Origin of the sequence: Gordonibacter urolithinfaciens (assembly GCF_900199375.1) — a bacterium.
Lineage (GTDB): Bacteria > Actinomycetota > Coriobacteriia > Coriobacteriales > Eggerthellaceae > Gordonibacter > Gordonibacter urolithinfaciens.
In genome coordinates this window covers 170,970-183,565 of record NZ_LT900217.1, presented here as the reverse complement: position 1 = coordinate 183,565, position 12,596 = coordinate 170,970, and the positions used below count along the sequence as shown (strand labels likewise).

The window sequence follows — 12,596 nt, the reverse complement described above, 5'->3', positions numbered from 1 at the left end:
AAGCCGGGAGGTTTGCGAGCGCTAGTCTCCGCTGGAACCTCCCAAACAGGGCAACGACCACCAACGTTTTGGGAGAACCACCGTGGAAAAAATCAAGAGAGGCACCGCCTTCTACCAGGCGCACGCCTGCATGGACAGCTTCATCTGCAAACAGTGCGGCCAGCTCGTCACGCCCGACGAGGCGGGGAGCCGCCATCGCAACCACTGTCCTCAATGCCTGCACAGCCTGCACGTCGACGAGCGGCCCGGCGACCGGGCGTCCGTGTGCGAAAGCATCATGGAGCCCATCAGCGTGTGGGTGCGCAAAGGCGGGGAATGGGCCATCGTGCACCGCTGCAAGCGCTGCGGTCACCTGAGCTCGAACCGCATCGCCGCAGACGACAACCCCGTCAAGCTCATGTCCATCGCCGTGAAGCCGCTGGCAGAGCCGCCGTTTCCCCTCGAGGGCCTGCGGGCGGACGCGCCCGGCGCGCAGGCGCGCGAGGGAGGCGAGGCGTGATGGCGGCCGTCGATGTGCGCGCCTACGGCGTGACCGACGCGATCATGCAGCGGGCGCGCGAGGCGTCCGGCTTGGAGGACCCCGTCGTGGGGCGCGTCCTGTCCCAGGCCCACGAGCTGTACCGCGTCGTCGGCGAGCAGGGCGAGCTCTTCGCCGAAGCGGCGGGCAAGCTGCGCCACGCCGCCCGTTCGGCTGCCGACTTCCCGGCGGTTGGCGATTTCGTCCTCTTGGACCGCGCGGACGACGCGGGCGGGCGCGCCATCGTCTCGCAGGTGCTTCCGCGCACGAGCGCCTTCGTGCGCAAGGCGGCCGGCGCGTCGTTCGAGCAGCAGGTGGTGGCGGCGAACATCGACACCGCGTTTCTGTGCATGTCGCTCGTCGGGGACTTCAACCTGCGGCGGCTCGAGCGCTACCTCGCGCTCGCGTGGGAGGGCGGGGCGGTGCCCGTCGTGGTGCTGACGAAGGCCGATGCGTGCGACAGCCTGGGGCGACGGCTGCGCGCCGTAGAGTCGGTGGCCTTCGGCGTCGACGTGCTGGCCGTGTCGTCGATGGAGGAGGGCGGCTGCGAGGCCGTGCGCCCCTTCCTGCAGCCCGGCAGGACCGTCGCGCTTCTGGGTTCGTCGGGCGTGGGCAAGTCGACGCTGGTCAACCGCTTGCTGGGAGAGGACGTCCTCGAAACGCGCGACGTGCGCGCCGACGGCCGCGGCCGCCATGCCACCACGCGCCGCCAGCTCGTGCTGCTGCCGGGAGGCGGCCTCGTGATGGACACGCCCGGCATGCGGGAGCTGGGGCTGGGGGACGTTGCCGAGGGCCTCGAGCAGGGGTTCGCCGACGTGGAGCGCCTGTTCGCCTCGTGCCGGTTCTCGAACTGCACCCACACCTCCGAGCCGGGGTGCGCCGTCTACGAGGCCATCGCGGACGGCGAGCTGTCCGAGCGCCGCTGGCAGGCGTACCGCAAGCTGAAGGCCGAGGCCGCGTTCGCCGAGGACAAGGCCGGCTACCTCGCCCAAAAGGAACGCAGGTACAAGGACATATCGAAGGCCGTGAGGCGCCTGTCCGCGAAGCGCTGACATGGCGAGCTCCTGTGCGGCACCCCGGAGCATGCCGGTGCGGGGCGGCGCCGGCGCCCCCGCCTGGTTTGTGCGCGCGGGCCTACAACCGGGTGACGGTTCGCCCGCGTCGTCCCGCATCGGGCGCGATGGCCGGTAGAGTGGGCGCATACGCGAAGGCGAAGGCGCACCGCGGGGCCGCGCGCTCGGGGCGGCGCGCCTGCGAACTAGGAGGCACTCATGGCAGACCTGCAAAGCCCGCAAGACAAGATCACCCTGCGCAACGGCTACGGCGTGCCGTGCATCGGGTTCGGCACGTGGAAGATGCCGGACGGCGAGGTGGGCATCGATGCCGTCCACCAGGCGCTCGCCGACGGCTACCGACACATCGACACGGCGGCGGCCTACGACAACGAGGCCACGGTGGGCAAGGCTCTGGCCACGTCCGGCCTCACGCGCGAGGAACTGTTCGTGACCACGAAGGTATGGAACACCGACCGTGGCTACGAGCCCACGCTCAAGGCGTTCGAGGAATCCCGCAAGAAGCTCCACCTGGACTACGTGGACCTCTACCTCATCCACTGGCCGGCGGCGCAGGGCGCCGAGGACGACTGGCAGCGCACGAACCAGGAGACGTGGCGGGCGCTCGAGACGCTCTACCTGGACGGCCAGGTGCGCGCCATCGGCACGAGCAACTTCAAGCCCCACCACCTGGAGCCGCTCATGAACGCCGCCGAGATCCTGCCCATGGTGAACCAGATAGAGCTGCACCCGGGCTGCAACCAAGAGGCCACGCGCGATTTCTGCAACCGCAACGACATCGTGGTGGAGGCCTGGTCGCCGCTCGGCGCAGGGCGCGTGCTGGAGAACCAGCTGCTCATCGACATCGCGGCCAGCTACGGCTGCACGGTGGCGCAGCTGTGCATCCGCTGGTGCCTGCAGCGCCGCGCCATCCCGCTGCCGAAGTCCACGGACGCCGGGCGCATTTCCGAGAACGCCCGCGTGTTCTGGTTCAATATCACCGATGAGGACCTGCAGCGCATCGACGAGCTGGACCCCCTCGGCCAAAGCGGCCTCGACCCGGACACCATCGACTTCTAGGGCGGCTCCCGTTCTTCCGGTTCGAAGCGGAGCAGGGCGGGATGCCGGCCATCTCCTCGCCGAGCGGAAAGCCCATGGTAGCGGGGGTTTTCCGCCCCTGCCCCGCTGGCGGGAACTTAGCTGCCAGCTAATGTTTTGGCTGGGCGGTTTCGATACCCTTGTTCCGATGGGTAAACCGGAGCAAGGAGGGACCATGAGGAAGAACATCGGTACTTTGGCGGCGGCCTGCGCTCTAACCGCCTGCGTCGGGCTGTTCGGCTGCTCGTCGGGCGGCTCGGAGGCACCGAGCGGCGAGAAGGCGGACGACGCCCCTCAGGCCGCGCAGAAGGAGCCCGAGCAGAAGGAGTCGAAGTACGCCGTGACTATCGACGAGTGCACGGTGGGGCAGGACTATGCGGGCAAGGCGGCCATCGTGGTGACGTACACGTTCACCAACAACGCAGAGAAGGCCGTGCCGTTCTTCACGGCCGTGTCGGCCAAGGCGTTTCAGAACGGCGTACAGCTCGACACGGCGATCGTGAGCGACATCGACTCCCAGAGCTCCATGAACGAGATCAAGCCCGGCGCCACCACCACCGTCCAGCAGGCCTACCTGCTTGACGACCAGTCGCAGGTGAGCGTGGAGTGCACCGAGCTCATCAGCCTGGACGACACCGTCCTCGCCGAGAAGACGTTCGACGTGGCGTAAGGCCGTGCCGGCCGCCGGAACCGGGGCGGGCGCCCTCGCGACGCCATGGCCGGTTCCGGCGGCCGTCTGATACCATGAGACCGGACACGAAACGTAGAAGAAGGAAGCGCCGCGTGAAAGAGCCCTTGACCGACGAGCTGCTGCAGGAGCTGCTGGATGCGCCGGATCCGCGTGCATTTGCCGAGCGGCACCGCATCGGCCGGCGCAGCCTGCCGGACTACCTGCAGCAGCTGCTCGACGAGAAAGGCCTCGAGCGGGCCGAGGTCGTGCGCCGGGCGGGCCTCAACGACACGTTCGGCTACCAGATATTCATGGGGCAGCGCGGCGCCTCGCGCAACAAGGTGCTGCAGCTGGCCTTCGCCCTGGGCCTCACGCTCAAGGAGGCCGACCGGCTCCTCCAGGCAGCTGGCGCAAGCGGGCTGTACTGCAAGGATCGCCGCGACGCCATCATCATCTTCTGCCTCGACCACGGCTACAGCCTGCAGAAGACCGACGAGGAGCTCTACCGCTTCGGCGAGGACACGATCTGCTGAGGCTGCGAGGAGCCTGCGCGAACCGCTCCGGCGTCCGGTGCGCCCCCGGCTCCTTCTGCTACCATGTACCTGTCATGGACGAGCTTTCGGAACATCTCGATGCACTGGCGCGCGACGGCTGCTACCGCGTGGACGCCGTCATGAAGGAGAGCGCGTTCGAGACCACGCAGCTCGTGTACTTCGTGGGGGCGAACGGCTCGGAGCAGGGGCCGTACGTGCGCAAGTACCTTGACGGCGACGCGGGCCTCGGCGCGGCTTACGAGAGGCTCTGGCGCGCCCAGCGCTCGGGCCGGCGGTTCCTCCACCTGCCCCTGGTGCTCGACTGCCATGCGGTGGGCTCCCGGCGCGTCGTGGTCATGGAGTTCGTTCGGGGCGAGACGCTCGCCGACGTCGTGTACCGCTGCGATCCGTCCGTCGCCCTCGCATGCGACGTGTTCCCGAAGCTTTGCGGGGCCGTGCGCGAGCTGCACGAGGCGTTTGACCCGCCTCTTATCCATCGCGACCTCAAGCCCTCCAACGTCATGTTGACGCGCGACAACCTCACCCTCATCGACTTCGGCATCGCCCGCTCCTTCGACGAGGCGGCAGAGCAGGACACGCACCACTTCGGCACGAGGGCCTACGCGCCGCCCGAGCAGTTCGGCTACGGGCAGAGCGACGCGCGCACCGACGTCTACGCGCTGGGCATGCTGCTGTACTTCTGCCTGACGGAGAGGACTCCGGACGCCAAGGCGCGTCGAGCGGGCTACCGCGACGAGGGCATCCCCGAGCCGTTTCGGGCGGTGGTGGAACGTGCGGCGTCGTTCGATCCTCGGGACCGCTACGCGAGCGTGCGCGAGCTCGAGGAAGCGTTCGGGGAAGCCGCGCGCCGTGTGCTCCCTCCCGGCGGCAGCAGGGCGGCAGGGATGGCGCCGGGGCGGTCGGCGGTGGCCGCAGGGGAGGCGAAGGGCGCGGCGGCAGCGCAGGCGCAGGCTGCGTCGGCGGGCCCCGCGGCGGGAAGGCAGACGGCGGTGGTGCCCGAGCCCGCGGGAGCTGCGCCTTTGGCGTCTTCGAAGGCCCTTCCGATACGGCCTGCTCCGCTTCCTGCCGTCTCGCGCGCCGCTGCGCACGGGGGCGGGGCGTTCTGGGGACGCGTGCCGCGCTGGGCGGGCGTCGCGTGGGACGTGGCGCTGGCCCTGCTCTCCGTGCTCTTCCTCTGCGTGGCCACCGACCTGGCGTTCTCGCCGCAGCCGGGCGACACGGGCTATGGCGGTCCCCTCGCCGCGCGGGTTGCGGCCTACTACGGCATCGCCGTTCTCATGTTCCTGCCCGGCTTCTTCCTGGCGAGCGACCGCCGGCCGCTCGTTCGCCTCGTGCCTGCGTTGGGTCGCGTCCCGCTCAAGACGCAGGTCGCCGCCTGCCTTGCCCTTCTCGCGATCGGATTCGTCGTCGTGGCCGTGGCCACGGGCTTCCTGCCGCGCACCTAGGGCGCTCGCTGGCCGCGAGCCCCGTCAACGCTCCCGCCACGGGTCGATGACGGCGTGCGGTTGCGCCGGGGCGGGCACGCGGGGAACGCTAGAGTGGGACGGACGGCCGGCCGATGGGGCCGGCGGGCGCGCGGTGCGCGCGCCGTTTCCGACCTGCCGAAAGGAGCCGGCCCATGGCGAACGCCCCTTCCGCGCCGAGCAGCACCCCTTCGAAAGGGGGCTCGGGCAAGCCGAAGCTCGCGCGGGTGCTCAGCGTGCCCGACATGATCGTGTACGGGCTCATCTTCATGGTTCCCATCGCGCCGTTCGGCATCTACGGCGGCGTGTTCTCCGAGTCGGGCGGCATGCCGGCGCTCGTCTACGTGGTGGGCACGCTGGCCATGGTGTTCACGGCGCTGTCGTACGGCATGCTCATCCGCGAGTGGCCGGTGTCCGGCTCGGTGTACGCCTACACCTCGCGCGGCCTGGGCAAGGGCATCGGGTTCGTGTCGGGTTGGACGCTGCTTCTCGACTATCTGCTCATCCCCGTGCTCATGTACGTGGTGGCCTCCACGGCGCTGTCGGGCATCGTGCCGGAGGTGCCCCCGTGGGCCTTCTCCATCGTGTTCGTGGTGGCGAACACGTTCGTGAACATCCGCGGCATCGCGCTCACCGACATCGTGAACCGCATCGCGCTCGTGTTGGAGGTGCTGGTGCTGGCCGTGTTCGTGGTGCTGGGCGTGCGCTGGCTCCTGTCCGACCCCGCCTCGCACGGTTTCACGCTTCAGCCCCTCTACAACCCCGCCACGTTCAGCCTGCCGCTCGTGTTCAGCGCCGTGTCGTTGGGCGTGCTGTCGTTTTTGGGCTTCGACGGCATCGCCACGCTGTCGGAGGAGGCCGAGGACGGCCGCCGCGGCCCCGGCCGCGCCATGATGGCGTCGCTGGCCATCGTGGGAGCGCTGTTCGTGCTGCAGACGTACATCGCCGGGTGCATCAGCCCCGATGGCGCCGTGTTCGCGCACGACAAGGGAAATGCTTTCTACCTGGTGGCGCAGGTGGTGGGAGGACGGTGGCTCTACGTGGTGTGCGCCGTGGCCACGGCGCTGGCCTGGGGCATCTTCACGGCGCTCGCGGCGCAGACGGCCGTGTCGCGCATCCTGTTCGCCATGGGGCGCGACGGCGGGCTGCCGCACGCGCTCGCGCGCATCCATCCGAAGTACCACACCCCCTACGTGGCCACGCTCTTCGTGGGCGCGCTCACGCTCGTGCTCGTGCTGACGTTCGGGCAGCTGGGCACCGACACCATCTCGCTCTTCGTGAACTTCGGCGCGCTCACGGCGTTTCTTTTGCTTCATGTTACCGTCATCTGGTACTTCTTCGTCAAGAAGCGCGACGGGCGCTGGGTGGCGCACCTGCTGGTACCGCTGGCGGGCCTGGCGGTCATCGGCTACACATGGTGGGGGCTCGACGTGCCGGCAAAGGTGCTCGGCGTGGTGTGGATGGCCGCGGGCACGGCCTACTACCTTGTGCTGCGCTTCGTGCTCAAGCGCGAGGTGACGCTTGGCGGGTGAGCGCGCGGCTTCCCTGTTGCGTAAACGGCCGCGAAGCCTGCGAAAGCGGCACTGGACAGCAAAGCCCTCTTGGCTGGACAATAGGAAAACGTGATTTGTACCGGGGAAGAACACGAGGAGGATGGGCTTGAGAATCGCGCTGTGCGACGATGACGGGGCGCAACGGCGGGAGTTGAGGGCGGCGGTGGACCGGCATCTGGTCACCCGAGGCTACCGTCCCCGCTTCGAGGAGTATGCGGGCGGCGGGCCGCTCGTCGCCGAGGTGGCCGCGGGTGCCGATCCGTTCGACCTGGTGTTCCTCGACGTATACCTCGAGGGCGAGGACGGCATCGCCGTGGCGCGGAAGCTGCGCGAGCACGATCCCAGCGTGCCCCTCGTGTTTCTGACCGTATCGCGCGAACATGCGGTGGAGAGCTACGAAGTGCAGGCTACGGGCTATCTCGTGAAGCCGGCGGACCCGCGCAAGCTGGCCGCCGTGCTCGACCGTGTGCTGCCGGCCACCTCGCCGCGCCTCGCGTTCCGCGTGGGCTCTGCGCGCCGCTATTTCGATTACCGCAGCATCGTCTACCTGGAAAGCCGCGACCATGCGGTGCTGCTGCATCGGTCCGACGGCTCCTGCCATCGCAGCCTGGCGAAGCTCGACGACGTGGCCGACGAGCTTCGCGATCCCCGCTTCCTGCGCTGCCATCGCAGCTTCATCGTGAACATGGACTTCATCGTGGACGTGCGCGACGACTTCATCCTGCGGGACGGCACCTGCGTGCCCGTGCGCGTGAAGGAGCGGCGCAAGATGCACGAGGCCTATTACCGTTATTTCACCGACGCGCTCAGCGTCGGATAGGGGCGGCCGAGCCAAGAACCTTTATAATCATGTGGGGATAAAGGAAGGATCGGCTCGGCAATGTTCGAGGGGAAGGCGAGGCGGATGGTGAGCGGGGGGCGGGCTGGAGGGGGCATGTCGCTCTTCGATGTCGATGCCGTCGTGGCAGCCATGACCCTTGAGGAGAAATGCGCGTGCCTGACGGGCGAGGGCTACTGGGAGCTGGGCGGGTGCCCGCGCCTGGGCATAGGCCCCATCACGGTTTCGGACGGCCCCCACGGGCTGCGCCGGCAGGCGGACACGGCGGACAACCTGGGGCTCGCGGGCAGCGAGCCGGCGGTGTGCTTCCCCACGGCGAGCGCCGCGGCGTGCTCCTTCGACGCGGACCTCGTGCGCACGATGGGCGAGGCGCTGGGCGACGAGGCGCGCGGGCAGGGCGTGGCCGTGGTGCTGGGGCCCGGCGCGAACATGAAGCGCAGCCCCTTGTGCGGCCGCAACTTCGAGTACTTCAGCGAGGACCCGCACCTGGCCGGCGAGCTGGCGGCCGCCTACATCGAGGGCGTGCAGAGCCGGGGCGTGGGAACGTCGCTCAAGCACTTCGCCTGCAACAACCAGGAGACGAACCGGCTGATCGTGGACGCGGTGGTGGACGAGCGCGCGCTGCACGAGCTGTACCTGGAGCCGTTCCGCATAGCGGTGGAGAAGGCCCGGCCCTGGACGGTGATGACGGCGTACAATCTGCTGGACGGCGCGTACTGCTCCGAGAACGCGCGCCTTCTGGCGCTGGCGCGCGACGAGTGGGGCTTCGACGGCGCGTACGTGAGCGATTGGGGCGCCGAGAACGACAACAAGGCGAGCCTGCCCTCGGGCCTCGACCTGGTCATGCCGGGCCCGCGGGCCGACTACCGCGCCGACGTGGCCGCTGCCGTGCAGGCGGGGGAGCTCTCCGAGGAGCGCCTCGACGCGGCCGTCCGCCGCATCCTGGAGCTGCACGCCAAGCATGCGGCTGCGGAGGGCACGTCTGTCGTGCGGAGCCTGGACGAGCGCCTGGACGTGGCCCGCGCCGTGGCCGAGGGCTCGGCCGTGCTCCTGGAGAACGACGGTGCGCTGCCGCTCGTGCCGGGTGCGCGCGTGGCGGTGATCGGGGCCTTCGCGCGCGAGCCGCGCTACCAGGGCGCGGGCTCGTCGAAGATCAACCCGGTGCCGCTCGACTGCGCCTGGGATGCGCTCGCGGCAGCCGGCGCGGCGGCCTCCTACGCGCCCGGCTACGATGCTGCCACGGGGGAGGCGGACGAGGCGCTGCTGGACGAGGCTGCGCGCATAGCGGCCGCGGCGGACGTGGCCGTGGTGTTCGTGGGGCTCCCGGACGCCTCGGAGTCCGAGGGCGCCGACCGGGTCGACATGGCGCTGCCCGCCGGCCACAACGCGCTCGTGGAGCGCGTGTGCGCCGCGAACCCGAACACGGTGGCGGTGCTGCAGGGCGGCTCCCCCGTGGAGCTTCCCTGGCGCGGGCGCCCGCGCGCCGTCCTGCTGTGCTACCTGGCCGGTTGCCGGGGAGGGCAGGCGGCGGCCGACCTGCTGCTGGGGCGCGCGAACCCCTCGGGCAAGCTGGCCGAGACGTGGCCGGTGCGCTTGGCGGACACGCCGTGCGCGGAGCACTTCCCCGAGAAGGGCCGCCAGGCGCGCTACCGCGAGAGCGTCTACACGGGCTACCGCTACTACGACGCTGCGGGCGCGGACGTGGCCTATCCGTTCGGCCATGGGCTGTCGTACACGGAGTTCTCCTACCGCGACCTGCAGGTGGGAGAGGCTCCCGACGGGGGCTTTTCCGTGTCGTGCCTCGTGCGCAACGACGGCCCCTGCGCCGGCAGGGAGGCCGTGCAGCTGTATGTGGCCCCGCTCGAGCCGGGAGCGTTCCGGCCGCCGCAGGAGCTCAAGGGCTTCGCGAAGGCGGCGCTTGCGCCGGGCGAGGAATGTCGCGTGACGCTTCCGCTGCCGAGGCGCGCCTTCGCGCACTACGATGCGGATATGCGTGCTTGGGATGTGGAAGCCGGCGCCTACGAGGTGCGCATTGCCGCCTCGAGCCGCGACGTGCGCCTGAGCGCGCGGGTGGAGGTGGCGGGCTCGCCGCGCCGTGAGGACGGCGCCCCGGAGGCCTACCATCGCGTGCGGCCCGGCGGGTTCTCGGACGAGGCGTTCAGGAAGCTGTACGGCCGCGCGCTGCCCAAGGTCGTCGTGCCCATGCGGCCCTACACGGCCAACGCCACGGTAGGCGATTTGAAGGCGTCGCTCGTCGGGCGCTTGGTGCATTACCTGCTGCGCCGCGAGCTCAGGCTGCTTCTGGCAGGCGACGCCGAGCGGCGCGCCCAGGCCGAGCTGGCCGTCATGGAGACGCCCCTGCGGACGCTGGCCATGTCGGGCACGAATATGAACCTGGTAGGCGCCGCCGTGGACGTTCTGAACTACCGTTTCATCCGCGGCTTCAAGAAGCTGCGTGCGCTCAAGCCCGCCCCGCCGCCCGGCGGTGCGGGGGCGCCGTCCGAGAGGGAAGGGGACAACGTATGACCGAAGATCGCAACGACGAGGGGCGCATGCCCGACGGGCAGCGCGTGCCGTTGCCGCTGAAGCTGTTCGGCGCGCTGTGCGTGCTGGGGGGCCTCGCCTCGCTTGGCGACCTGGTGCCGGTGGCCGTCTCGCTCGTCCAGGGGCTGGGAGGCGCCGGCTACCGCACGGCCTCCGTCGCCATCTTCGCCGCGCTCATGGCGGTGCTCGCGGCGTCGGCCGTGCTGTTCGTGTTCCTGGGCGTGCGCCTTCTGCTCAACCGTCGGAAGCACGCTGCGGCCACGGCGAACACGCTGGCAGCGCTCACGGTGCTTTCCATCATCGGCACCCTCATGCTGTTCGGCCTGTCGGCGCACCATATCGGCTACCTGGTGCAGCTCGTCATCCTCATCGCGGTCACGAGCTATCTGGACCCGTCGCTTGCCGAGGAGCGCGCGCTGCAGCGCAAGCTGCGCAAGATGGACAAGGAGCAGCGCCGCGAAGAGCGGCGCCGGGCCGCCGAGGCTAAGCCGAAGCGCGGCTTTATCACGCTGAACTTCTTCAACCTGTTCTGGATCTTCGTGGTGTGCTGCGTGCTGGGGCTCATCATCGAGGTGCTGTTCCACTTCGCGCTGTACCACGAGTACCAGGACCGCGCGGGCCTGCTGTTCGGGCCGTTCTCGCCCATCTACGGCTTCGGCGCGCTGCTCATGACCATCGCTCTCAACCGCTTCCACGACAAGCCCGTGTGGGTGATCTTCCTCGTGAGCGCCGTCATCGGCGGGGCGTTCGAGTACTTCACGAGCTGGATCATGGAATTCTCGTTCGGCATCCGCGCGTGGGATTACTCGGGCACGTTCCTGTCCATCGACGGGCGTACGAACTTCGTGTTCATGGTGATGTGGGGCGTGCTGGGCGTGGCGTGGATCAAGCTCCTGCTGCCGCAGCTGCTGAAGCTCATCAACCTCATCCCGTGGAACTGGCGCTACGGCGTGACGGCGGCGTGCGCGGCGCTCATGCTGCTGGACGGCGTGATGACCGTGCAGTCCATCGACTGCTGGTACCAGCGCATGGCGGGCAAGGCGCCCGACACGCCCATCGAGCAGTTCTACGCGAAGCACTACGACAACGACTTCATGCAGAACCGCTTCCAGACCATGACCATGAACGTGGCCGACGCCACCCGTATCGGCCGGTAGGGCCAGGGCCGGGGCCGCCCGTGCCTCGGGGGAAGTGCAAACAAACTGCCTCGATTTGCCAGAAGAGGAGCGAAGCTGCTTGGCGGCCTCGCTCCATTTGCATTCCCTGGCGTTCTTTCCGAGGTGCCAAAATTCTTTTTTCAACAGTATGAAATCGAACCCGAGGGTCGATCTGCCCTCGGTATTGCAGGGACACCTCTTAGCCTGTTTCCCGTGATGCAAGCGACGGGAGAATCGGAGGGGCCATGGCATCGACGATGTACGGCTACGCGCGGGTGAGCTCGCGTGAGCAGAATCTGGACAGGCAGCTGGACGCGCTGCGCGCATTCGGCGTAGAGGACGGGGCGGTGTACGCCGACAAGGCGAGCGGCAAGGACTTCGAACGGCCTGCGTGGCATCGGCTGATGGGTGCGCTGCGGCCGGGCGACGTGCTGGCAGTTAAGAGCATCGACCGGCTGGGACGCGACTATGCCGAGATCTTGGACGTATGGCGCGATGTCACGAAGGTGCGCGGCGTGTTTGTCGTGGTGCTCGACATGCCGGTATTGGACACGCGCGAGGAGCGCGACGGCATAACGGGGGTGCTGATAGCGGACATCGTGCTGCAGCTTCTAAGCTACGTTGCCCAAATCGAGCGTGAGAACATAAGGCAGCGGCAGGCCGAGGGCATAGCGGCCGCCAAAGCCCGCGGGGTGAGCTTCGGGCGTCCGAGGAAGAAACGCCCTGCGAACTACGGGGAGACGCGGGAGGCCTACTGGGGCGGACGCATAACGCGGAAAGAGGCCGCCGCGCGCTGCAAGGTGAGCGAGACAACCTTCGCGCGATGGGCGCGCGAGGACGGGAAATATCAGGGGGAGTCTTCATAGAAGCGGCATAGCAGCAGGTAAACGGTATGTTTAGCCCATCACAAAAGTACACCTTTTTACCGTAGTTGAATTTCACCATTATACACGACCCCTTGCGGGCTCTTTATTGAGAAACCCCAAATGACGCGTTCGGATGTCATGAACGGCCCTTTTGGCGTCGCAGCTGCCAAAAGGTGTACCTTTCCGACGCAGCTGCCCCGCATTCTCGCAGGTCAAGGCTTTGTCGGAGTCGCCTTGAGAGAGGGAGGCGGGGTCATCCGATGGGGACGGCTTCGATATCGACA

General features: G+C 68.6%; 11 protein-coding genes. All 11 read left to right on the top strand.

Features of this window, described 5'->3' with window-relative positions; translation table 11 throughout:
- Window positions 1–82: 82 nt before the first annotated feature.
- The 11 genes from BN3560_RS00830 to BN3560_RS00780 all read left to right on the top strand — a co-directional run bounded on the left by BN3560_RS00830 (window position 83) and on the right by BN3560_RS00780 (window position 12,312).
- Entirely contained in the window at window positions 83–499 is a 417-nt protein-coding gene (locus tag BN3560_RS00830) for an RNHCP domain-containing protein (protein WP_197702159.1), read from the top strand.
- Entirely contained in the window at window positions 499–1,569 is a 1,071-nt protein-coding gene (gene rsgA / locus BN3560_RS00825; RefSeq protein WP_096226617.1) for a ribosome small subunit-dependent GTPase A, read from the top strand. Before BN3560_RS00830 ends, rsgA begins: the two co-directional genes overlap by 1 nt.
- 219 nt (window positions 1,570–1,788) lie before the next feature.
- Complete coding sequence (locus BN3560_RS00820) at window positions 1,789–2,649, top strand: aldo/keto reductase (protein WP_087189678.1); 861 nt, start codon at window positions 1,789–1,791, stop codon at window positions 2,647–2,649.
- A 193-nt stretch (window positions 2,650–2,842) separates the two neighbouring features.
- On the top strand, window positions 2,843–3,337 hold the full coding sequence (locus BN3560_RS14210) for a DUF5067 domain-containing protein (RefSeq protein ID WP_157780526.1): 495 nt from the start codon (window positions 2,843–2,845) through the stop codon (window positions 3,335–3,337).
- 113 nt (window positions 3,338–3,450) lie between these two features.
- On the top strand, window positions 3,451–3,870 hold the full coding sequence (locus BN3560_RS00810) for a helix-turn-helix domain-containing protein (RefSeq protein WP_041239651.1): 420 nt from the start codon (window positions 3,451–3,453) through the stop codon (window positions 3,868–3,870).
- A 74-nt stretch (window positions 3,871–3,944) separates the two neighbouring features.
- Window positions 3,945–5,336, top strand: a complete 1,392-nt coding sequence (locus BN3560_RS00805; protein ID WP_096226615.1) for a serine/threonine protein kinase — start codon at window positions 3,945–3,947, stop codon at window positions 5,334–5,336.
- Between the two features lie 173 nt (window positions 5,337–5,509).
- Complete coding sequence (locus BN3560_RS00800) at window positions 5,510–6,886, top strand: APC family permease (RefSeq protein WP_096226614.1); 1,377 nt, start codon at window positions 5,510–5,512, stop codon at window positions 6,884–6,886.
- 127 nt (window positions 6,887–7,013) lie between these two features.
- A complete protein-coding gene (locus BN3560_RS00795) occupies window positions 7,014–7,727 on the top strand; it encodes a LytR/AlgR family response regulator transcription factor (RefSeq protein ID WP_161959466.1) in 714 nt (237 codons plus the stop codon).
- Between the two features lie 60 nt (window positions 7,728–7,787).
- The gene (locus BN3560_RS00790; protein WP_231897319.1) at window positions 7,788–10,271 is read left to right on the top strand and encodes a glycoside hydrolase family 3 C-terminal domain-containing protein; all 2,484 of its coding nucleotides are present in this window, start codon (window positions 7,788–7,790) and stop codon (window positions 10,269–10,271) included.
- Window positions 10,268–11,446, top strand: a complete 1,179-nt coding sequence (locus BN3560_RS00785; protein ID WP_096226612.1) for a putative ABC transporter permease — start codon at window positions 10,268–10,270, stop codon at window positions 11,444–11,446. Before BN3560_RS00790 ends, BN3560_RS00785 begins: the two co-directional genes overlap by 4 nt.
- A gap of 245 nt (window positions 11,447–11,691) precedes the next feature.
- Complete coding sequence (locus BN3560_RS00780; protein ID WP_096226611.1) at window positions 11,692–12,312, top strand: recombinase family protein; 621 nt, start codon at window positions 11,692–11,694, stop codon at window positions 12,310–12,312.
- The last annotated feature ends 284 nt before the right edge of the window (window positions 12,313–12,596 follow it).